Source organism: Aurantimonas coralicida DSM 14790 (assembly GCF_000421645.1).
Classification (GTDB): domain Bacteria; phylum Pseudomonadota; class Alphaproteobacteria; order Rhizobiales; family Rhizobiaceae; genus Aurantimonas; species Aurantimonas coralicida.
In genome coordinates, this window is the sequence record NZ_ATXK01000004.1 from 196,687 (window position 1) to 218,946 (window position 22,260).

Consider the following 22,260-nt stretch of genomic DNA (forward strand, 5'->3'; position numbering starts at 1 on the left):
CCCCGGCAGCGCAAGGCGTCATTGCTGCGGCGCAATGCCTTCGAAGGTCATCTGATCGCAATGGTCCCGGCTGATGCGGATCTGCGCCTCGGTGCGCACGGTCCAGGAGATCAGCGGCGCGCCCTTGCCGCGCACCCATTCGGTGAACGGGTTCGGCACGTGGTGGATGTCATAGGAAGAGAAATCGCAGCCGCGTTCGAACACCTGCCGATGGGCGGCGAAGGCGTCCGGCGTGTGTCCCGTCGCGGTCAGCCCGATGGGACGGCCGGGGCGGGCTGCCAGCATCTGGTCGATGAGCCAGGGATCGAACGACATCAGGGCCAGTTCGCCGCGGTAGGATTCGAGAACCGGCTGCAGGCGGGCGAAATACTCTGCATCGACGTCCGGCGCGATGCCCTTCAGTTCCATGACCACCGGCACGCGCCCGGCGACCGTTGCAAGAAAGTCCGCGACGGTCGGGATGACGGCATCAGTGCCGGCGAGCCGCAGGGCGGCGATCGCTTCATCGTCCAGCGCGCGAAAATCGGCCTCGCGGCCGGTCAGCCGTTGCAGCGTGTGATCGTGGAAGATGAAGGGCGTGCCGTCGGCCGAAAGCTGCACGTCGCATTCGATCGCGAAGCCGGCGGCGATCGCCGCTTCGGCGGCGGGAATCGAATTCTCCGCCACCGTCTTGTTGCCGTCATGAAGCCCGCGATGGGCGATCGGGTTCGCGGTCAGCCAGCCGAGCGCGCCATCGAAGGCCACCATGTCAGGCGACCTCGAACAAGGCTTCGATCTCGACGGCGGCATCCATCGGCAGCGCCGGCACGCCGACGGCCGAGCGGGAATGGCGGCCGTTCTCGCCGAGGATCTCGACCAGGAAGTCCGACGCGCCGTTGGCGACCTTATGCTGCTCGGTGAAGCCGGCGTCGCTGGCGACGAAGACGGTGAGCTTCAGAAGGCGGCCGAGGCGGCTCCAGTCGCCGGAGACGGCCGATTTCGCCTGGGCGAGGATGTTGATGGCGCACAGCCGCGCGGCCTTCTGGCCGTCTTCGAGCGAGACGCCGGCGCCGAGCTTGCCGGACACGGCCAGCTTGCCGCCGTCGAGGGGCAACTGGCCCGAGGTCTGCAGCAGGCCGCCATAGATGACGCTCGGCACGTAGTTGGCGGCGGGCGCCGCGGCTTCCGGAAGGGTGACGCCGGCGGCTTCGAGGCGGCTTGCGATGGTATCGGCCATGTTGTTGTCTTCCTTTAGCTCGACGGATAGGAGCGCCGGGGAGGGGCTGTGCCGGCCAGATGGCCGCAAGCCCGTTCCGGACGCGCCGTTCCGCAGAGGCGTAGCCCATCCGCAGACCCAGTGAAAGATCGTCCCGCCATGCGCGCCAGCCTCGTAGCCCCTCTCGCGATCGGCCTTGTCGCCGGACCGGCTCTTGCGGCCGCCGCGACGATCGCGCCGCACCGCGCCTCCTACGAACTGGCGATGGACGGCAGCGGCGATCTGGTGGACGCCCAGGCACGGATAGCGGTCGAGATCACGCGGCCGGATTGCGACAGCTACGATATCGACTACCGCTTCGTGGCGCGGTTCCAGCAGGAGCAGGAGCTGGTGGTCACCGACCAGCAGACCCAGACGCTGGAAAACCTCGCGGACGGAACGCTCGCCTTCAGGACAAGGACGCTGGTCGACGGCACAGAGCAGCAGGTCGTGCGGGGCACCGCCGTCAATACGGCGGAGGAGACGCATGTCGCCTTCGTCGAACCGGAGAGCCGCTCGGTGAGCGTGCCGCTGGCAGCCTTTCCGATGCAGCATACGCTGGCTTTGATCGAGAAGGCGGAGGCCGGCGAGCTGATCGTCCAGTCGCCGCTCTATGATGGCGACCCGACACCGGAAAAGGGCCTGTCCACGACCGCGATCATCGGGCCGGCACCGGACAGCCCGGCAGAACCCAAGGATGCGGAGGAACGCGCGCCGCTCGCAGACGAAGCGGCTCCGGCGGCGGACACGCGATCAGAGACCGCCGAGGGCGACATGCGCGACGACGATGACGACCGCGGCGAAGCCGAAAACCCCATGGCGGTCGAGGTGTCCCCGGCCAGCCAGCTGTCGGGTCTTCGCTCTTGGCGGATCAGCGAATCCTTCTATGACAGCGACAGCGATGCCGACGGCATGCCGGTCTTCGAGACAGCCTATACGCTCTACGAGAACGGGATCTCGGACGACCTGGTGCTGAGCTTCGATGGCTACCGCCTGGCCGGCGGCCTTGCGAGCCTCGATCTTCTGGACACACCCGCCTGTCCCTGACGGGGCTGGCGCCGCGCGCCCACGATCCCCATATCGACCCTGAACGCCGTCGCCGTGTTGCCTCGCGTGGGCTTTTGGTGTATCGGCGCTTCCATTCCACACACGGAACTCGGGTTTCGACGTTCGGGCATGTCCCGACGCCGCGATCCACCGGTGGCGGCATTCGGCCGCTTCTTTTCCGTGGAGGCTCAACCGGTAAAGGAAAAAAACCATGGCATTGCCAGACTATTCCATGCGCCAGCTGCTCGAGGCAGGCGTGCATTTCGGTCACCAGACGCATCGCTGGAACCCGAAAATGTCGTCCTACATCTTCGGGGCGCGCAACAACATTCACATCCTCGACCTCGGCCAGACCGTGCCGCTGCTGCATCGTGCGCTGCAGGCGGTCTCCGACACCGTGGCCCGTGGCGGCCGCGTGCTCTTCGTCGGCACCAAGCGCCAGGCATCCGACATCGTCGCCGATGCGGCGAACCGTTCGGCCCAGTACTACGTCAACGCCCGCTGGCTCGGCGGCATGCTGACCAACTGGAAGACCATCTCCAACTCGATCCAGCGCCTGCGCAAGCTCGACGAGATGCTGGCCGGCGAAGCCCAGGGCTTCACCAAGAAGGAGCGCCTGACGCTGCAGCGCGAGCGCGACAAGCTCGACCGCGCCCTCGGCGGCATCAAGGACATGGGCGGCGTGCCGGACATGATCTTCATCATCGACACCAACAAGGAGTCGATCGCGATCGAGGAAGCCAAGCGCCTGCACATCCCGATCGTCGCCGTCGTCGATTCGAACTGCGATCCCGCACCGATCGACTACCCGATCCCGGGCAATGACGACGCGGCTCGCGCCATCACCCTGTATTGCGACCTGATCGCCCGCGCCGCCGTCGACGGCATCGCGCGCCAGCAGGGCGATTCCGGCATGGATGTCGGTGCGATGGAAGAAGCGCCGGTGGAAGAGGTCGTCGAGGCCGAGCCGGTCGCCGAGGAAGCCCCGGCCGCGGACGCCCCGGCAGCCGAGGCTCCGGCCGAGAACGCAACGCCCGCCGCCTGAGGCGAGGCGGCGAACGGCGCGGTCGGGCGGATGCCCGGCCGACGCCCGCGCCCGTCTCCGGCGTCGTAATCACGGCGTCACAATTCTGGCGCACCCGTTCCATCCGAGCCGGTGCGCCCAATCATTTCTGAAGAGGCAAAAATGGCAATTACCGCTTCGATGGTGAAGGAACTGCGCGACAAGACCGGCGCAGGCATGATGGACTGCAAGACCGCGCTGTCCGAGACCGACGGCAACATGGAAGAGGCCATCGACTGGCTGCGCGCCAAGGGCATTGCCAAGGCCGACAAGAAGTCCGGCCGCACCGCGGCCGAGGGTCTCGTCGGTTCGGCGTCCGAGGGCACCAAGGCCGTCGTCGTCGAAGTCAATTCCGAGACCGACTTCGTCGCCCGCAACGACGCCTTCCAGGGTCTCGTGCGCGACGTCGCATCGGTTGCTCTGACCACCGACGGCAGCGTCGAGGCGGTCGGCGGGGCTGCCTATCCGGGCGGCACCAAGAGCGTCAACGACACGATCAAGGACACGATCGGCACCATCGGCGAGAACCTGACCCTGCGCCGTTCGGCCATGCTCACCGTCAATGACGGCGTCGTGGCGTCCTACATCCACAACCAGGTCGTGGACGGCCTCGGCAAGCTGGGCGTGCTCGTCGCGATCGAATCGACCGGCGACAAGGCCGCGCTGGCGCAGTTCGGCCGTCAGGTCGCCATGCACATCGCCGCGACCAACCCGCTGGCCCTGACCGCCGAGGAAGTCGACGCGGCCACCGTCGAGCGCGAGAAGGCGATCTTCAGCGATTCGGCACGCCAGTCGGGCAAGCCGGAGAACATCATCGAGAAGATGGTCGAAGGCCGCCTGCGCAAGTTCTACGAGGAAGTCGTCCTTCTGAAGCAGAACTTCGTCATCAATCCCGACCTGACCGTCGAGAAGGCGCTGGCCGAGGCCGAAGGTAGCTTCGGCGCGCCGGCCAAGATCACCGGCTTCGTGCGCTTCGCCCTCGGCGAAGGCGTCGAGAAGGAAGAGACCGACTTCGCAGCCGAAGTCGCCGCCGCCGCCGGCAAGAAGTAAGTCCCGCACGCCGGACACCCGTCCGGCGGCGACACGACAGACCGATCGAGGGCGTCCGCTTCACAAGCGGGCGCCCTTATTGTATCGCATCCCCCAAGCGTGGCAGGCGTTTGCGAGAACGACCTGCCGCCGGATTTCCACATGCGCCCGCCGGTCCGGCGCGGCGTCGTCCGCAGATGCCCTCCCGGCAGCACGGCGTCGTTGCCGTCGCCGCTGCCTTGACGGGCGGGCCGCCGGACGCAGGCAAGGTGAGCAATGGCCTCCGAGATACGATACCCGCGGGTGCTTCTGAAGGTGTCCGGTGAAGCTTTGATGGGGTCGCAGGGCTTCGGGATCGACGTCGCGGTGGCCGATCGGATCGCCTCCGACATCGCCGAGGCGCATCGGCTGGGCGTCCAGGTCTCCGTCGTCGTCGGCGGCGGCAACATCTTCCGCGGCGTGGCGGTGGCCTCCAAGGGCGGCGACCGCGTCACCGGCGACCACATGGGAATGCTCGGCACCGTCATCAACGCGCTGGCCCTGCGCACCTCGCTGATCAAGCTGGGCGTCGACACCATCGTCCTTTCGGCGATCGCAATGCCCGAGATCTGCGAGAGCTTCTCCCAGCGCAGCGCGCTGGCGCACCAGGCCGCGGGCCGGGTGGTCATCTTCGCCGGCGGGACCGGCAATCCGTTCTTCACCACCGATTCCGCCGGCGCGCTGCGCGCTGCCGAGATGGGGGCGGCGGCCCTGTTCAAGGGCACCCAGGTCGACGGCATCTATTCCGCCGATCCCAAGAAGCACCCCGACGCGGTGCGCTACGACACGCTGACCCATGACGAGGTCCTGCAGAAGGGCCTGGCCGTCATGGACGTGGCGGCCGTCGCGCTGTCGCGCGAGAACGACATCCCGATCGTCGTCTTCTCGATCCACGAGAAGGGCGAGTTCGCCAAGATCCTGTCCGGCGGCGGCCGGGCGACGATCGTTACCGAATAACTGCGTCCGCGCAGTCGAGAGCCGAAAAGAGGACATCATGGCCGACATGGATCTGAACGAACTGAAGCGCCGCATGGATGGCGCCATCGCCAGCCTGAAGGGCGACCTGACGGGCCTTCGCACCGGCCGCGCCTCGCCGAGCCTGCTCGATCCGATCTATGTCGACGCCTACGGCTCGAAGATGCCGCTCAACCAGGTGGCCAACGTCTCGGTGCCGGAGCCGCGCATGGTCACCGTCACCGTCTGGGACAAGCAGATGGTGGGCAAGGTCGAGCGCGCGATCCGCGAGAGCAATCTCGGCCTGAACCCGATCACCGACGGCGCGACGCTGCGCATTCCCCTGCCGGAGCTGAACGAGCAGCGCCGCAAGGAACTGGTCAAGGTGGCGCACCAGTATGCCGAGGGCGCCAAGGTCGCGGTCCGGCATGTGCGGCGCGACGGCATGGAAACCTTGAAAAAACTGGAAAAGGACGGCGATATCGGTCAGGACGAGAGCCGTCAGCAGTCGGACCGCGTCCAGAAGATGACCGACGAGACGATCGCCGAGATCGACTCGGCGCTTGCCGTCAAGGAAGCGGAAATCATGCAGGTCTAGCCTGCCATGGGCGTCGACCTCGTCGTCGCGGCGGAATGATCGAGGGAAGGGCTGATACGGTGCGGGATCTCCAACACGTCGCCATCATCATGGACGGCAATGGTCGCTGGGCGAATGCCCGCGGCCTGCCGCGCAGCATGGGGCACCGTCGGGGCGTCGAGGCCGTGCGCGAGGCGGTCCGCGCGGCGGGCGAGCTCGGCATCCAGTATCTGACCCTGTTCGCCTTCTCCTCGGAGAACTGGCGTCGCCCCGAGGCCGAGGTCGAGGAGCTGATGGGGCTGTTGAAGCACTTCATCCGCCGCGACCTCGCCGAACTGCACAAGGAGGGCGTGCGCGTCCGGGTGATCGGCGAGCGCGAGAACCTGTCGTCGGATATCCGCGCGCTGCTCGAGGAAGCCGAGAACCTGACGCGCGACAACCAGCGCCAGACCCTGGTGGTCGCCTTCAATTACGGCGCCCGCGACGAGGTCGCCCGGGCCATGCGCCGCGTCGCCGCCAAATACGCGGCGGGCGAGGTCGAACTCGAGGGGCTGACCGCCGAGTATCTCGACGAGCACTTGGACACCGCCGGCATTCCCGATCCCGACCTGATCATCCGCACCAGCGGCGAGCTGCGCCTGTCGAATTTCCTGCTCTGGCAGGCGGCCTATTCGGAATTCGTCTTCCTGCCGTGCCTATGGCCCGATTTCGACCGCAAGGCGTTCGAGGAGGCCATCGCCGATTATTTCAGCCGGGATCGTCGCTACGGCGGGTTGTCGCGCGAAATCGCTTCCTGATCTGATGGGCCTGGAACTTCGACGGTTCTTTCTCGCCGGCAGCTGGTCCGACCTGAAGTCACGCGTCATCTCCGCGCTGATCCTCGGCATCATCGTCATCGCCCTGACCGCCATCGGCGGCTGGCCGTTCCGGGTGCTGTGCGCGCTCACCGGCATCATCGTCTTCGACGAATGGGCCCGCATGACCCGCGCCAAGCGCGTCCGGCCGATCTACCACTTTGCCCGCGGTGCCCTGATCGTCGCCGTCGTCGCGCTGGTCTTCGATCTCGGCCTGCTGGCGGTGGCGATCGTCGGTGCGGCGATGATCTTCATCGCCGCGACGGACCGTGACGAGCGCAGCGCGCGCTGGGTGCATTGGGGCCTGTTCTACGCGGGCGCCGCGGCGCTGGCGCCCGGCATGCTGCGCGGCTCCGATCCTGCCGGCCTTGCGACGCTCGGATTCATCATCGTCGTCGTGTGGTCGACGGACATCTTCGCCTATTTCACCGGCCGCACGCTGGGCGGACCGAAGCTGCTGCCGGCGGTGTCGCCGAAGAAGACGCTGTCGGGGGCGGCCGGGGGCCTCCTGGCCGGAACGATCCTCGGTGCGGTCTATGCCCATTTCGTCAGCGGCGAGGTCGGGGCCTTCATCATCGTCCTGGCGGCGGTCCTGTCGGTGGTCGGGCAGGCGGGCGACCTGTTCGAATCCTGGATCAAGCGGCGTTTCGGCGTGAAGGATTCGGGCCGTCTCATTCCCGGCCATGGCGGACTGATGGACCGTATCGACGCCCTCGTCGTGGCGATGGCCGTGACCTGGGCCGTCGGCGTGGCAATCGCCGGATTCGGCGAACCGGCCCGTGGCATATTTGCCCTCTGAGCGCATCGATTGCAGCGCGGGCGCCGTCATCATTGCGACTTGTTCGTCAACTGCTATGGAAAGGGTCCCGCGGCGCCGCTCGAGAGCGCGCAGCCACGGGCATTGTCTGATCATTTGAATGCGGCATCGTCCCGACCGGATGTCGATGCCGGTCCGGAACCGGCGGTCCGGGTTGGAACGCGAAAGGGTGCGGAATGGAATCGCCTGTCGGGCTCGCCCAGATCTGGAGCGGAGGCCTCATCTACATCGTCCCGTTCCTGTTCGTCCTGACGATCATCGTCTTCTTCCACGAGCTGGGGCATTTCCTCGTCGGTCGCTGGTGCGGCATCAAGGCGCTGGTCTTCTCTGTTGGCTTCGGCCCGGAACTGATCGGCTTCAACGACCGGCGCGGCACGCGCTGGAAGCTCGCGGCGGTGCCGCTGGGCGGCTACGTCAAATTCCTCGGGGACGAGAACGCGGCCTCGGTACCGGACAGAGCCGCGGTGGACGCGATGTCGGACGCCGAGCGCAGCGGGGCCTTTCCGGCCAAGAGTGTCGGGCGCCGTGCCGCCACGGTGGCCGCGGGCCCCATCGCCAACTTCATCCTGGCGATCGTGATCTTCGCCGGCGTCGCCTATGTCGAGGGACGCGTCGTCGGCGATCCGGTCGTTGCCGAGGTGAGGGACGGTTCGCCTGCCGCGGCCGCCGGCTTCAAGCCGGGCGACAAGGTGCTGTCCGCCGACGGCGAGACGATTCGCTATTTCTCCGACCTGCAGCGCTATGTGTCCTCGCGGGCCGACACGCCGATCCGCATGACGGTAGAGCGGAACGGTTCGCCGGTCGAGCTGACGGTGACACCGCGCAGCGAGGTCCAGACGGACGGGTTCGGCAACGAGTTCAAGGTGCCGGTCGTCGGACTAGTGGCGAACAATGACGGCTCGTCGTTCCGGGTGGAGAGCCTGTCGCCGGTGGAGGCGGTCGCCTACGGCGTTTCGCAGACCTGGTTCGTCACGACACGGACCGTGGACTTCATGGGCGAGGTTATCACCGGTCGCCAGAACGCCGACCAGATCGGCGGTCCGATCCGAATCGCGCAAGTGTCGAGTCAGGTTTCGACGATAGGACTGGGCGCGCTGCTCAATCTGGCGGCGCTGCTGTCGGTCTCCATCGGGTTGCTCAACCTTCTGCCGATTCCCATGCTGGACGGCGGACATCTGCTGTTCTACGCATTCGAGGCGATCCGTGGCCGGCCCCTGAGCGAACAGGTGCAGGAAGTCGGCTTCCGAATTGGGCTCGCACTGGTGATGCTGCTTATGGTATTCGCCTTCTGGAACGATATTTCGGGACTCGTCTGATGAGTCCCGCCGGGTCGGGGGACTTGGGGGCTTGCAAACTGTTAACCAAAGCGACGATGTCCGTGACAACGTTGCAACGGCTTTTCCGATTCCTAAAGGGACTCGGGCCAGTTTGCTTGAACGGACTCGGAAAGCCGGTACAAGGCAACGATGCGCATTGCTCCCACTGCGTCTCGATACAATGATGAAAAGGTGGCTGGGCCAATGAGGGCTGGAACGAATATCATGCGCGCGGTCTCCGCTGTCGCGCTTTCCTCGACGGTTCTTGCAGCTGCGACCCTCGGGGCCCAGCTTGCCGCTGTCACGGTCGCCGAGGCGGCTGTCGTCAATCGCATCGACGTTCGCGGCAACAGCCGCGTGGAGGCGGACACGATCCGCGGCTTCATGCAGATCTCGGCCGGCCAGAACGTCTCCGAAGCCGATCAGGATCAGGCGGTCCGTCGCCTGTTCTCCACCGGCCTCTTCTCGGATGTGCGTATCAGCCAGTCCGGCGGCACGCTGATCGTGCAGGTCGACGAGAACCAGATCGTCAACCAGGTGCTCTTCCAGGGCAATTCCAAGGTGAAGGACGAGCAGCTCATCGCCGCCGTCCAGACGCAGCCGCGCGCAGCCTATTCGAGCGCGACCACGCAGGCCGACGTCGACGCCATCCAGGCCGCCTACACCAGCATCGGCCGCAGCGACGCCATCGTCACCGTGCGCACGCAGGAGATCGGCGAGAACCGCGTCAATGTCATCTACGACATCCAGGAAGGCGACCGCACCAAGATCGAGAGCATCAGCTTCGTCGGCAACAACGCCTTCGGCGACAGCCGGCTGAAGCAGGTCATCGCGCTGCGCGAGAGCGGCATCCTGAGCTTCATCCAGCGCAACGACATCTATGATCCGGAGCGCCTGCGCACCGACGAAGAGACGCTGCGCCGCTTCTACTACAACCGCGGCTATGCGGATTTCCGCATCGTGTCGTCGGTGGCCGAGCTCGACGAGAGCCAGAACAGCTATTTCATCACGATCACCGTCGACGAGGGTGAGCGCTACAGCTTCGGCAACGTGACGATCGACAGCACCGTCGCCGGCGTCGACACCGAGTCGCTCTATGGCGAGATCGAGACCCAGACGGGCGAGGTCTACAGCGCCAAGGATGTCGAGGACACGCTGGTCAACCTGACCAACAGCCTCGCCAATGCCGGCTTCGCCTTCGCGCAGGTCACCCCGCGCGGCGACCGCGACTTCGCCAGCCGCACGATCGCCATCGACTACGTCATCGACCAAGGTCCGCGGGCCTATGTCGAGCGTCTGGAGATCCGCGGCAACACCAAGACCCGCGACTATGTCATTCGTCGCGAGTTCGACGTGTCCGAGGGCGACGCCTTCAACCAGGTGCTGGTGCAGCGCGCCAAGCAGCGCCTCGAGGACCTGAAGTATTTCGAGAAGGTCTCGGTTTCGACCGCGCCCGGCGCCGAGCCGGACCGCGTCATCGTGATCGTCGACGTGGTCGAGAAGGCCACCGGTGAGCTGTCGCTGGGCGGCGGCTACACGACCGGTGGCGAGAGCTCCGGTCCGGTCGCCGAGATCGGCGTCACCGAGCGCAACTTCCTCGGCCGCGGCCAGTTCATCAAGGTCTCCGCCGGCTTCGGTGCCGACACCCGGAACTACAGCCTGTCCTTCACCGAGCCGTATTTCCTCGGTCGTCGTCTGGCCGCCGGCTTCGATGTCTATCACAGCGAGAGCAGCTCGGGCGATTACGACTCCGAGCGCACCGGTGGCGACATCCGTATCGCGGCGCCGATCACCGAGGACCTGACGGCCCAGATCGCCTACAACATCAAGCAGGAAAAGTTCGGCGACGATAACGGCACGACCTACAACCAGTTCACCAATGCGCAGCTGATCGATGGAAGCGGCAATCTCTTCGAGAGCACCTGCGGCACGCCGAACCCGAACAGCAATATCGTCGATCTGAACGGCAACGCCGCCGTGGCGCCGCCCTATACGGACTCGCCGATCATCAACCAGGCGATCTGCGAAAGCCCGTATCTGACGTCGTCGGTCTCCTACACGCTGACCTACAACACGCTCGACAACACCAACGATCCGCGCAACGGCTTCTTCATCCAGGCCGGGCAGGAATTTGCCGGTGTCGGCGGCGATGCGAACTTCGTCAAGACGACCGGCAAGGCCAGCTATTTCCACCTTCTGAACGAGGAATACGACGTGATCGGCTCGCTCAATGCGGGCGGCGGCAACGTCACCTCCTTCGGCGGCGACGGCCTGCGGGTGTTCGACAACTTCTTCAAGGGCCAGGACATCGTTCGGGGCTTCGACTACAAGGGCATCGGCCCGCGCCAGAACGGCGTGTCGATCGGCGGCAACAATTATGCCAACGCCTCGGCGGAAGCGACCTTCCCGCTGCCGGGTATCTCGCGTGACCTCGGCTTCCGGGGTGCGGTCTTCGCGGATGCCGGTTCGCTCTGGGGCAGTGAGTACGAGAACGATCCGGGTGTCATCGGCGTCGATGCCTCGCTGCGCGCGTCTGCGGGCGTCGGCCTGATCTGGGCATCGCCCTTCGGTCCGCTGCGGGTGAACTACGCCCATCCGCTGGCCAAGGAAGATTTCGACGAGCTGCAGGAATTCTCCTTCGGATTCTCGTCCCGCTTCTGATCGACAATGTGGGGGCCGGCTTGTCCGGCCCAGACCGTCCCGATGCATGAATTGACTTTCTTCCCGCGCGGCGACGGTCTCACCCTTGCGGAGCTGGCAAGCCTGACGGGCACCAGCCTGGGCGAGGGGGCCGACCCGGCTCTGCGGATAACCGGCATCGCTGCCCTGTCCGAGGCAGGGCCGCAGGACCTGTCCTTCTTCGACAGCAAGCGCTACAGCGCCGAGCTCGCGGCAACGCGGGCCGGCTGCGTTCTCGTCTCTCCCAAGAATGTCGGGCTGCTGCCGTCGGGCATGCCGGCCCTGGTGACCCACAGTGCCGCGATCGCCTTCACCGAGGCGGGCCGGGCGCTGTTTCCCGGCGCCGTCCTGCCGACGCCGGCCACCGGATCGCACGGTGTCTCGCTCAAGGCCGACATCCACCGCGAAGCCAAGCTCGAAGACGGCGTGACGGTGGAAGCCTTCGCGTCGATCGGTCCCGGCGTCGAGATCGGCCGCGGGACGATCGTCGGTGCGGGCGCCGTCATCGGCGCCGGCTGCCGTATCGGCCGCAATTGCCGGATCGGCTCGAACGTGACCTTGACCCATGCGCTGGTCGGCGATCGGGTGATCCTGCATCCCGGCGTGCGGATCGGGCAGGACGGGTTCGGCTACACGGCGGGGCCCACCGGTCTCGTCAAGGCGGTGCAGATCGGCCGTGTCATCATCCAGGACGATGTCGAGATCGGCGCCAATACGACCGTCGATCGGGGCGGCGTTCGCGACACGGTGATCGGCGAAGGCACCAAAATCGACAACCAGGTCCAGATTGCCCACAATGTGCGGATCGGGCGGCACTGCGTGATCGTCGCGCAGGTCGGCATTTCCGGCAGCACGACACTCGGCGACGGCGTGATGATCGGCGGCCAGACCGGCATCAACGGCCATTTGACCATCGCCGACGGGGCCCAGATCGCGGCCGTATCGTCGGTCGCCGGCGACGTGCCGAAGGGCGCGCGCTGGGGCGGCACGCCCGCAAAACCCGTTCGGGACTGGTTTCGTGAGCTCATGACGTTATCTGAGCTTGCGCAACGGGGACGTTCTCCAAGGAAGACAGATGAGTGACGACGCGATGGTACTCGAAAGCGCCGATATCCTGGAGATCATGGAGCTTCTACCCCACCGCTATCCGTTCCTGCTGGTCGATCGTATCATCGACATCGACGGGGACCGCAGCGCGATCGGGATCAAGAACGTCACCGCGAACGAGCCGCATTTCCAGGGACATTTTCCGACGGCGCCGGTGATGCCGGGTGTGCTGATTCTCGAGGGAATGGCCCAGACCGCCGGCGCCATCTGCACCCGGGCGACCGGAGGCGGCACGCCGCAGCTCGTCTATCTGATGACCATCGACGGCGCCAAGTTCCGCAAGCCTGTGGTTCCGGGCGACCGGGTCGAATACCACGTGACCCAGTCCAAGAAGCGCGGCAACATCTGGAAATTCGACTGCGTCGCGCAGGTCGACGGGGTCAAGGTGGCCGAGGCGGTCGTCAGCGCAATGTTGTCGCCCCGCGGCCCGAACTGATCATGGCCGAGACGACCATACATCCGAGCGCCGTCATCGAGGACGGCGCTGTGATCGGTGACGGCTGCGAGATCGGCCCGTTCTGCCATGTCGGGCCGCAGGTGCAGCTTGGTGCCAACAGCCGCCTGCGCTCGCATGTGGCGCTGTGGGGCAACACGGTGATCGGCGAGAATGCGCAGATCTGGCCGTTCGCCTCGCTCGGCCATGCGCCGCAGCATCTGAAATATCGCGGCGAGGACACCAGGCTGGTGATCGGCCGCGACTGCCTGATCCGCGAACATGTGACGATGAACCCCGGCACCGTGCAGGGGCGCTCCGAAACGACCATCGGCGACAATTGCGCCTTCTTCACCGGTGCCCATGTCGCCCATGACTGCATCGTCGGGCGCAACGTCACGGTGATCAACAACGTCATGCTCGCCGGTCACTGCACGATCGGCGACTATGCCACGATCGCCGGCGGCTCGGGCATTCACCAGTTCACCCGGATCGGCCACCATGCCTATGTGGGCGGCCTCGCGGCCGTCGAGGGGGACGTCATCCCCTTCGGCATGGTGCTGGGCAACCGTGCCTATCTGTCGAGCCTGAATGTCATCGGCATGAAGCGGGCCGGCTTCGATCGCGAAGCGATCCGCAATGTCCGCCGCGCCTATCGGATGCTATTTTCCTTCGATCTGACGTTCAAGGAGAACATGGACGAGGTGCAGAGCGAGTTCCCCAACGATCCGCTCGTGCAGGATCTCCTCGGGTTCATCCGCTCGGGCGGCGATCGCGCCCTGTGCTTTCCGCGCCATCCCCAGCTAAGCTGACAATGCCCGGACTGGCTCCCGATCGGCCGGGCGACGTTCTCGGTCTGGTGGCGGGGGGCGGCTCGCTGCCGCGACTGGTGGCGGAAGCGGCGCGCGCCTCAGGCTGGCGGGTCGTCGTGGTGCGTATCGGCGACGGCATGGCCGGCGACTGGTCGGGTTACGAAGGGGGCGCCTATCCCTGGGGCCGTACCGGCGACGCGATCGCCTACATGAAGTCCTGCGGGGTCCGGCGCATGGTGTTCTGCGGCACCGTCAGCCACCGTCCCGATTTCCGCTCGCTCATTCCCAGTTTCCAGACCCTGATCCGGCTGCCTGCGGCGCTGAAGATCGTGCGGGGTGGCGACGACCGGCTGTTGCGCGCCCTGTCGCGCTACATGGAGCGCCAGGGCTTCGAGATGCTGGCGGTGCAGGACATCGTTCCGCAGCTCCTGACCCCCGGCGGCACGTTGACCCGTCGCATGCCCGATGTCGACGAACAGCAGGCGCTGGTGCTTGCCGTCGGGGCCGCGGCGCGGCTGGGCGAGCTCGACATCGGACAGGCGGTCGTTGCGTCCCGGGACCGGGTGATCGCGCTGGAAGGGATCGAGGGCACGCGCGAGATGCTCCAAAGGGTCGCCGATCTGAAGATTCGCGGCCGCATCGGACGTTCCGAGCGCTGCGTGCTGGTGAAGAGCGTCAAGCCGACCCAGGACGAGCGCTTCGACCTGCCGAGCATCGGCGGCGCCACCATCGAGGAGGCGGCCGCAGCCGGCATCACGGTGATCGGGGCGACGGCCGGGCGCAGTCTGGTCCTCGGGATCGACGATGTGCTCGAGGCCGCCGAAGCCGCGGGAATCGCCATCGTAGGGCTCGAAGAGGATACCGGTATGGCAAACGGCGACGACGGGGGAGACCGGCCATGACGACCATCGCCTTCGTGGTCGGGGAAGCGTCGGGGGACCGGATCGGCGCCGATCTCATCCGCGCCCTTCGTCCGAAACTCGGCGACGAATTGCGGCTGGTGGGGCTCGGCGGCGAGGCGATGCAGGCCGAGGGTCTCGACAGCCTGTTCGACATCGACGAATTGTCGATCATCGGTATCGGCGCGATCCTGGCGCGGCTACCGCAGCTGATGCGCCGACTGTCTCAAGTGGCCGATGCAGTGATCGCCGCGCGTCCCGATATTCTCGTCATCATCGACAGCCCGACCTTCTCCCACCGGGTGGCGAAGCGGGTGCGCGAAAAGCTGCCTGACGTGCCGATCGTCAATTACGTGCCGCCGACGGTCTGGGCCTGGCGCGAGGAGCGGGCCCAGAAGATGCGGGCCTATGTGGACCACGCCATCTGTATCCTGCCCTTCGAGCCGGCCACCATGGAACGGCTGGATGGGCCGCCATCGACCTATGTCGGCCATCCGCTGATGCGGGTGCCGGCGCTGGCGCAGATGATCGCGGACCCGGCACGCACCGCGCCGGAGCGCACACCGGCATCGCCGCCGCGTCTCCTGATCCTGCCGGGGTCGCGCCGCGGCGAGATCAACCGGCTGATCGACGATTTCGGCCGTACCTTCGATGTCCTGCGCGGGCGTATGCCGGGCGTCACGGCGGTCATTCCGGCGCTCGTACGGCACCGTCGTCTGATCGAACAGAAGATCGCCGCCTGGGAGGTGAAGCCCGAGATCGTCACCGGTGAGACCGCGAAATGGACGGCCTTTGCCGAAGCCGACGCGGCACTGGCGGCCTCCGGCACAGTATCGCTGGAGCTGGCGCTCGCCGACGTGCCGATGGCGCTGGCCTACCGGCTCGACCCGGTGGCCTACCAGTTTCGCCACCTGATCTCGGCCTGGACGGCGGCGATGCCGAACTTCATCGTCGGGCACGCGCTGGTGCCGGAGCATTTCCACGAATTCGTGCGCCCGGAAATGCTGGCCCGCCGGCTCGAGCGGCTGATGACGCCGACGCCGGAGCGGGCGGCGCAGCGCGCTGGCTTTGCCGACATCCGCGAGATGATGCGGATCGACGTCGCGCCGGGCGAGGCGGCCGCCGCGATCGTCCTCGATTGCATTGCGCGCGGCAGGACGTCCATCCAGACATAGAAACGGGCGCCGCAGCGCCCGCTTTTCGTTGATCTCGAAGCGGAAACGCCTCAGCCGCGCTCGTCGACCGCGACGTAGTCGCGCATCTCGGCGCCCGTATAGAGCTGGCGGGGACGGCCGATCCGCTGATGCGGGTCTTCGATCATCTCCTTCCACTGGGCGATCCAGCCGACCGTGCGCGCCACGGCGAAGAGCACCGTGAACATGGTGGTCGGGAAGCCGAGCGCCTTCAGGGTGATGCCGGAGTAGAAGTCGACATTCGGGTAGAGCTTCTTCTCGATGAAGTACTCGTCGGTCAGCGCGATGCGCTCGAGCTCCATCGCCACTTCGAGCAGCGGATCGTCCTTGATGCCGAGCTCGTCGAGGACCTCGTGGCAGGTCTGCTGCATGATCTTGGCGCGCGGATCGTAGTTCTTGTAGACCCGGTGGCCGAAGCCCATCAGGCGGAACGGATCGTTCTTGTCCTTGGCCCGCGCGATAAACTCGGGGATGCGGTCCTTGGTGCCGATCTCCATCAGCATGTTGAGCGCGGCCTCGTTGGCGCCGCCATGGGCCGGGCCCCAGAGGCAGGCGATGCCGGCGGCAACGCAGGCAAACGGGTTGGCGCCCGAAGAGCCGGCCAGCCGGACCGTCGAGGTCGAGGCGTTCTGCTCGTGATCGGCGTGGAGGATGAAGATCCGGTCCATGGCCCGCGCCAGCACCGGGTTGATCCGGTAGGGCTCGCACGGCACCGCAAAGCACATGTGCAGGAAGTTCTCGGCATAGGCGAGATCGTTGCGCGGATACACGAAGGGCTGGCCGATATGGTACTTGTAGGCCATCGCCGCGATGGTTGGCATCTTGGCGACCATGCGCAGGCTCGCCACCATCCGCTGGTGCGGATCCGCGATATCCGTCGAGTCGTGGTAGAAGGCCGACAGGGCGCCGACCGAGCCGACCATCACGGCCATCGGATGCGCGTCGCGGCGGAAGCCCGTGTAGAACCGGCTCATCTGCTCGTGGACCATGGTGTGCCGGGTCACGCGGTAGACGAAATCGTCCTTCTCGCGGGTCGTCGGCAGCTCGCCGTAGAGCAGCAGGTAGCAGGTCTCGAGGAAATCACCGCGCTCGGCGAGCTGGTCGATCGGGTAGCCGCGATGCAGCAGCACGCCCTCGTCGCCGTCGATGTAGGTGATCTTGGATTCGCAGGACGCCGTCGAGGAGAAGCCCGGGTCGTAGGTGAAGAGACCGGTCTGCTTGTACAGCGCGGTGACGTCGACGACGTCCGGTCCGATGCTGCCGCTGCGAACGGCCAGATCCGCATCTTTCTGACCCAATGTGAGCTTCGCCGACTGTTCCGTCATGCGTTTTCCCTTCGATGATAGCCGCTCAGGTATCAACCTCTCGCAGCGCACACAGATTGTTCAGATGCCTGACTACTCCAAACCCAGGAGTGCGACAAGTTTCCGATCACGCAGTGTGTTGCGCCGCAATAGTCCTGTCCTTGGTCAGGCCGACTGGTCGCCCAGCCGCGCCAGCGATTCGTCCCGGCCGAGGACGGCCAGTACATCGAACACGCCCGGCGAGGTGGTGCGGCCGGTCAGGGCCGCCCGCAGGGGCTGTGCCGCCTTGCCCAGCTTCAGACCGTTCTCCTCGGCATAGGCGCGTACTATGGCCTCCAGCTCTTCCGCAGACCAGTCCGGGGCCGCCTCGAAGCGCTTGGCGAGCGCGCCGACGATCTCGCGGCCGCCATCGTCGAGAATCGCCGCCGCCTTGTCCTCGAACGACAAGGGCCGGTCGGCGAACAGATAGGCGGTGCTCTCGGTCAGCTCGACGAGGGTCTTGGCGCGCTCCTTCAGTCCGGGCATGGCCGCGGTCAGCTTGGATCGGATCTCGTCGTCCGAGCGGGTCTTCAGGATGCCGCCATTGGGCAGCACGTCGCGCTCGGCCATCAGCATGTCGACGAGATCGGCGTCGTCGCTGCGCCGGATCCAGTGGCCGTTGAGCGCTTCCAGCTTGGCGAAGTCGAAGCGCGCGGCGCCCTTGTTGATCTCGCCCAGATCGAACCATTCGATCATCTCCTCGGTGGAGATGATCTCGGAATCGCCATGGCTCCAGCCGAGGCGCACGAGGTAGTTGCGCAGCGCCACCGGCAGATAGCCCATGGCCTGGTAGGCCTCGATGCCCAGCGCGCCGTGGCGCTTCGACAGCTTGGCGCCGTCGGCGCCGTGGATCAGCGGGATGTGCGCCATCACCGGCACGTCCCAGCCCATCGCCTTGTAGATCAGCGTCTGGCGCCCGGCATTGGTCAAATGGTCGTCGCCGCGGATGATGTGGGTGACGCCCATGTCGTGGTCGTCGACGACCACGGCCAGCATGTAGGTCGGGCTGCCGTCGGAGCGCAGCAGCACCAGATCGTCGAGATCCTTGTTGGGAAAGCGGACGTCGCCCTGCACCTTGTCGCGGACGATCGTCTCGCCCTCCAGCGGCGCCCGCAGACGGATCACCGGCTTGACGCCCTCGGGGGCCTCGGACGGGTCGCGGTCGCGCCAGCGGCCGTCATAGCGCGGCGGACGCTTCTCGGCGCGTGCGGTCTCGCGCATCTCTTCCAGTTCGGCCTGGCTGGCGTAGCAGCGATAGGCCTCGCCCCGGGCGAGCATTTCCTCGACCACCTCGCGATGGCGGTCCGCCCGCTCGTACTGCGACACCGGCGGCTCGTTGGCGGTCAGGCCCATCCAGTCGAGGCCGTCGATGATAGCCTGGACCGCCGGCTCGGTCGAGCGGGCGCGGTCGGTGTCCTCGATCCGCAGCAGCATCTTGCCGCCCGTTGCCCTGGCGTAGAGCCAGTTGAACAGCGCCGTGCGTGCGCCACCGATATGCAGGAAGCCCGTCGGCGAGGGGGCAAAGCGGGTCACGACGGCGTCCGTCATGGTCTCTCCGATATTGATACGCTGAGTGTTGGGAGCGATCGGCATGGATCGCTTTCGCTTGGCGGCTGTGTACCATAGGCGAGGGGAGAGACAAGCCGACGGGACCGGACGGCATGGACAGCGCCAGCGATCGCGACGAACGCGCAGGCGCGGCCTTCGGGCGGCGCGACGCCGTTCGGGCGGCGTTCCGGCGCTGGCGGGCGACGATCGTGCTGCCGCCGCGCGCCCGCTGGCGCCGACTTGGCCGGGACTGGCTCGCCGACCAGCTTGCCGCCGAGACCCGCGCTCGCACCGGTTTCCTGCTGGTCCCGCTTGGCCTGATGATCGGCGTGGCGCTCGTCCACGGCGCCGGCTGGGCCCCGAGTATCTGGCTGACCGTCCTTGCCGCCATCGCCAGCCTCGGCCTCGCGCTGCGCCGGGTGGGGCGCCCCTTTCTGCACCCGATGCTGATCCTGGCTGGCTTCACCCTCGTCGGTACCGCCCTTGCGATCGGCGAGATCCAGCGCACCAAAACTACGATCCTGTCCGGCCAGGCCACGGTGCGCATCGCCGGACCCGTCGTCTCACGGGAGCGGACAGAGGACGGACGCTATCGCTATGTGATCGCCGTCGCGGAAACCGAGCGGCCGGTCCTGTCGCGACCGCCGGAGCGTGTGCGCATCGTCGTCGGCAGCCGACATGAACCGATCGCGCCCGGCGGCCTCTATCGCGGTCTCGTTCGGCTCGGGCCGCCGTCCGGTCCGGCCTTTCCCGGCAGCTACGACTTTGCCATGGCGCCGTTCTTCGCCGGGATCGGAGCCTATGGCTATTCGCTCGGCGCGCCGGAGGCCGAGCCGATGCCGTCCACGGCGACCAGCGATGGAGGCGGCCTTCTGGCCGAACTGCGGCATGTGCAGACGCAGACGCGCCTCGCCCTGACCGAGCGGATCAGCACGGTGATCGGAGGCCGCGAGGGCGCCATCGCCGCGGCCCTCATCACCGGCGAGCGCGCCGGTATCCCCGACGATGCCCGCGAATGGCTGCGCGGCACGGGGCTCGCCCATGTCCTGTCGATCTCGGGCCTGCACATGGCGATCGTCGCCGGCTTCGCCATGCTGGCCGTGCGGTCGTCGCTGTCGCTCGTGCCGGCCATCTCGCTGCGCCTGCCGGCCAAGAAGATCGCCGCCATCGTCGCGCTCGTGGTCGCGGCGATCTATCTGGCGATCTCGGGCGCCAATGTCGCGACCCAGCGCTCCTTCGTCATGCTGGCGATCATGCTCGGCGCGGTGCTGATCGACCGCCCCGCCCTGACGCTTCGCAACGTCGCGATCGCTGCCATCGTCGTCATCCTCGTCGCTCCGCATGCGGTGATGACCGCCAGCTTCCAGATGAGCTTTGCGGCGACCGTGGCGCTGATCGGCGGCTATGCGGCCCTGTCGCAATGGCGGGCAGGGCGCGAACGCGGCCGCGAGACGGATAGGGGCGTCGCCGGCAAGATCCTCGTCGCGCTCTCTGCGATCATGGTCACGTCGCTTCTCGCGGGATCGGCGACCGCGCCTTATGCCGCCTATCACTTCCACCGGATGGCGGCCTTCGGCTTCGTCGCCAATCTCCTGACCATGCCGCTGTTCACGCTGTGGATCATGCCGCTGGCGCTGGTGGGAACGCTGCTGATTCCGTTCGGGCTCGACGCCTGGCCGTTCCAGGCGATGGGTGCCGGCCTCTGGCTCGTCTTCGAGATCGCCCGCAACGTCTATGCCTGGCTGCCGGACCAGGCGATCGGACGCATGACCGCATCGGGACTTCTGCTGCTGACGGCGGCGATCCTCACCGCGTCCTGTCTGGCAAGCCGGTTGCGCTGGCTTGGCCTGCCGCTGGCACTCGCCGGATTCGTCGCAGCGCCCGACAGGACGGTCCCACCGGAACTGCTGATCTTCGAGGACGGCAAGGAGGTCGCGACTCTCGCGGCGGAGGGCCAGCTTGCTTTCCTTCGTGCAAGGCCCAGCGGTTTCATCGCGGAACAATGGGAGCGGGCCTTCGAGGCGCGGGCGCCGCGGGGCACGGACACCGAGCGGATCCGTGCGACGATTCCCGCCGAGTGCGCGGCCAAATACTGCCGCTTCACCACGCGCGGCGGCCTGCGGGTGGTCTGGACGGAGGATTATGCCCGCACGGGCAATGCCTGCGACGAGGCGGATGTTGCCATCGTCTCACGGGCGATCCGGCTTGCCGAATGCCGGTCCGGCGCGGCTCTGGTGACGCTGCGCACGCTGCGGCGGACCGGCTCGCTGGCGATCGGCCGGGAGGCGGCGACAGGCCGGCCCCGCATCGTGCAGGCAATCAGCGATCCACCCGAACGCTGGAACGTCCATCGGCTGGCGCCCTGGCCGGAATATTGGCGCAAGCCTGCTGCACCGGACCCGCAGGTGCCTGTCACGCAACCCGCGTCGGCGACCGTCAGCAATGGCGGCTCGGCCAGCGCAGGCCGAACCGCGACGACTGCGCCCTGAGCGAGGACGAGCCGGTTTCGGGCCTCAACGCTTCGGGCGCAAGTCGCGAGGCCCTATCACCCGTTCTGCGCCGACCGCGTCGCGTCCGGAGCGGTCAGTAGCGGCGGATCAGGCCGATCAGCTTGCCCTGGACCTTGACCCTGTCCGAGCCAAAGATCCGGGTTTCATAGGCCGGATTTGCCGCCTCCAGCGCGATGGTGTCGCCGCGACGGCGGAATCGCTTGAGCGTCGCTTCCTCGTCGTCGACGAGGGCGACCACGATCTCGCCCGGAGTCGCGGTGTCCCCCCGGCGGATGACCACCGTGTCGCCGTCGAGAATGCCGGCCTCGATCATCGAATCGCCCTTCACTTCGAGGGCGTAATGCTCGCCGCTGCCCAGCATATCCGGCGGAACGACGATGGAATGGGTGTTGTGCTGGATGGCCGAGATCGGCACGCCGGCGGCAATGCGCCCCATGACAGGAATGGCCGTCGAGGCGGACGCCTTGGCCGGCGCCGGCTGAGCCGCGGGTGCGGGCCGGGCCGCGTCGCGGCTGCCTTCGATGACGCTCGGCTTGAAGCCGGTGCGCCCGACTGGGGCCGGGCGGTTGCCCTGAATCGACTCGGGCAGTTTCAGGATTTCCAGCGCGCGGGCCCGGTTGGGCAGGCGGCGGATGAAGCCCCGCTCCTCGAGCGCGGTGATCAGGCGGTGAATGCCGGACTTGGACCGCAGGTCCAGCGCGTCCTTCATTTCATCGAAGGACGGGGGCACACCAGTCTCGCGCACCCGATCGTTCACGAAGACCAGAAGATCGTGCTGCTTGCGCGTCAGCATCCGGGCGACTCCT

At 66.8% G+C, this 22,260-nt stretch carries 20 protein-coding genes; 15 read left to right on the forward strand and 5 right to left on the reverse strand.

Annotated elements, in window-relative coordinates:
• Positions 1 to 18 precede the first annotated feature (18 nt).
• Entirely contained in the window at positions 19 to 747 is a 729-nt protein-coding gene (locus tag H536_RS0111415) for a glycerophosphodiester phosphodiesterase family protein (protein WP_024350594.1), read from the reverse strand.
• 1 nt (position 748) lies between these two features.
• The gene (locus H536_RS0111420; RefSeq protein ID WP_024350595.1) at positions 749 to 1,216 is read right to left on the reverse strand and encodes a RidA family protein; all 468 of its coding nucleotides are present in this window, start codon (positions 1,214 to 1,216) and stop codon (positions 749 to 751) included.
• 138 nt (positions 1,217 to 1,354) lie between these two features.
• Between H536_RS0111420 and H536_RS0111425 the strand changes: the two genes are divergently transcribed.
• From H536_RS0111425 to lpxB, 14 genes are all read left to right on the forward strand, one after another.
• Positions 1,355 to 2,281 (forward strand): EipB family protein, encoded by a 927-nt coding sequence (locus tag H536_RS0111425; RefSeq protein ID WP_024350596.1) that lies wholly within the window; start codon positions 1,355 to 1,357, stop codon positions 2,279 to 2,281.
• A gap of 211 nt (positions 2,282 to 2,492) precedes the next feature.
• Positions 2,493 to 3,326, forward strand: a complete 834-nt coding sequence (rpsB, locus tag H536_RS0111430) for a 30S ribosomal protein S2 (protein ID WP_024350597.1) — start codon at positions 2,493 to 2,495, stop codon at positions 3,324 to 3,326.
• A gap of 141 nt (positions 3,327 to 3,467) precedes the next feature.
• Complete coding sequence (gene tsf / locus H536_RS0111440; protein ID WP_024350598.1) at positions 3,468 to 4,394, forward strand: translation elongation factor Ts; 927 nt, start codon at positions 3,468 to 3,470, stop codon at positions 4,392 to 4,394.
• 255 nt (positions 4,395 to 4,649) lie between these two features.
• Positions 4,650 to 5,369 carry a UMP kinase gene (gene pyrH / locus H536_RS0111445; RefSeq protein WP_024350599.1) on the forward strand — a complete coding sequence of 240 codons (720 nt, stop codon included), beginning with the start codon at positions 4,650 to 4,652 and terminating at the stop codon, positions 5,367 to 5,369.
• 37 nt (positions 5,370 to 5,406) lie between these two features.
• Complete coding sequence (gene frr / locus H536_RS0111450; RefSeq protein ID WP_029703112.1) at positions 5,407 to 5,964, forward strand: ribosome recycling factor; 558 nt, start codon at positions 5,407 to 5,409, stop codon at positions 5,962 to 5,964.
• A gap of 35 nt (positions 5,965 to 5,999) precedes the next feature.
• Complete coding sequence (locus tag H536_RS0111455) at positions 6,000 to 6,740, forward strand: isoprenyl transferase (RefSeq protein ID WP_024350601.1); 741 nt, start codon at positions 6,000 to 6,002, stop codon at positions 6,738 to 6,740.
• Positions 6,741 to 6,744: 4 nt separating this feature from the next.
• The gene (locus tag H536_RS0111460) at positions 6,745 to 7,596 is read left to right on the forward strand and encodes a phosphatidate cytidylyltransferase (RefSeq protein WP_024350602.1); all 852 of its coding nucleotides are present in this window, start codon (positions 6,745 to 6,747) and stop codon (positions 7,594 to 7,596) included.
• Between the two features lie 194 nt (positions 7,597 to 7,790).
• A complete protein-coding gene (gene rseP, locus H536_RS0111465; RefSeq protein ID WP_029703115.1) occupies positions 7,791 to 8,930 on the forward strand; it encodes an RIP metalloprotease RseP in 1,140 nt (379 codons plus the stop codon).
• Positions 8,931 to 9,134: 204 nt separating this feature from the next.
• Positions 9,135 to 11,591, forward strand: coding sequence for an outer membrane protein assembly factor BamA (gene bamA / locus H536_RS0111470; protein WP_024350603.1), 2,457 nt, complete (start codon positions 9,135 to 9,137; stop codon positions 11,589 to 11,591).
• Between the two features lie 42 nt (positions 11,592 to 11,633).
• On the forward strand, positions 11,634 to 12,692 hold the full coding sequence (gene lpxD, locus H536_RS0111475) for a UDP-3-O-(3-hydroxymyristoyl)glucosamine N-acyltransferase (protein WP_024350604.1): 1,059 nt from the start codon (positions 11,634 to 11,636) through the stop codon (positions 12,690 to 12,692).
• The gene (gene fabZ / locus H536_RS0111480; RefSeq protein ID WP_024350605.1) at positions 12,685 to 13,152 is read left to right on the forward strand and encodes a 3-hydroxyacyl-ACP dehydratase FabZ; all 468 of its coding nucleotides are present in this window, start codon (positions 12,685 to 12,687) and stop codon (positions 13,150 to 13,152) included. Before lpxD ends, fabZ begins: the two co-directional genes overlap by 8 nt.
• A gap of 2 nt (positions 13,153 to 13,154) precedes the next feature.
• On the forward strand, positions 13,155 to 13,961 hold the full coding sequence (lpxA, locus tag H536_RS0111485; protein WP_009209490.1) for an acyl-ACP--UDP-N-acetylglucosamine O-acyltransferase: 807 nt from the start codon (positions 13,155 to 13,157) through the stop codon (positions 13,959 to 13,961).
• A 2-nt stretch (positions 13,962 to 13,963) separates the two neighbouring features.
• Positions 13,964 to 14,863, forward strand: coding sequence for an LpxI family protein (locus tag H536_RS0111490; RefSeq protein WP_024350606.1), 900 nt, complete (start codon positions 13,964 to 13,966; stop codon positions 14,861 to 14,863).
• The gene (gene lpxB, locus H536_RS0111495; protein WP_024350607.1) at positions 14,860 to 16,035 is read left to right on the forward strand and encodes a lipid-A-disaccharide synthase; all 1,176 of its coding nucleotides are present in this window, start codon (positions 14,860 to 14,862) and stop codon (positions 16,033 to 16,035) included. The genes H536_RS0111490 and lpxB overlap by 4 nt, the downstream gene beginning before the upstream one ends.
• A 50-nt stretch (positions 16,036 to 16,085) precedes the next feature.
• Here the strand turns inward: lpxB and gltA are convergent, their stop codons facing one another.
• Both gltA and gltX read right to left on the reverse strand, forming a co-directional pair.
• Positions 16,086 to 17,378 carry a citrate synthase gene (gltA, locus tag H536_RS0111500; RefSeq protein ID WP_009209493.1) on the reverse strand — a complete coding sequence of 431 codons (1,293 nt, stop codon included), beginning with the start codon at positions 17,376 to 17,378 and terminating at the stop codon, positions 16,086 to 16,088.
• Positions 17,379 to 17,522: 144 nt separating this feature from the next.
• Positions 17,523 to 18,989: a glutamate--tRNA ligase gene (gltX, locus tag H536_RS0111505; RefSeq protein WP_373279279.1), complete on the reverse strand. Its 1,467-nt coding sequence runs from the start codon at positions 18,987 to 18,989 to the stop codon at positions 17,523 to 17,525.
• 68 nt (positions 18,990 to 19,057) lie between these two features.
• On the opposite strand from gltX, the gene H536_RS0111510 reads away from it, so the two are divergent.
• On the forward strand, positions 19,058 to 21,433 hold the full coding sequence (locus tag H536_RS0111510) for a ComEC/Rec2 family competence protein (RefSeq protein WP_024350609.1): 2,376 nt from the start codon (positions 19,058 to 19,060) through the stop codon (positions 21,431 to 21,433).
• A 94-nt stretch (positions 21,434 to 21,527) separates the two neighbouring features.
• Here H536_RS0111510 and lexA read toward each other — a convergent pair whose 3' ends face one another.
• Positions 21,528 to 22,247 (reverse strand): transcriptional repressor LexA, encoded by a 720-nt coding sequence (gene lexA, locus H536_RS0111515; RefSeq protein ID WP_024350610.1) that lies wholly within the window; start codon positions 22,245 to 22,247, stop codon positions 21,528 to 21,530.
• Between the last annotated feature and the right edge of the window lie 13 nt (positions 22,248 to 22,260).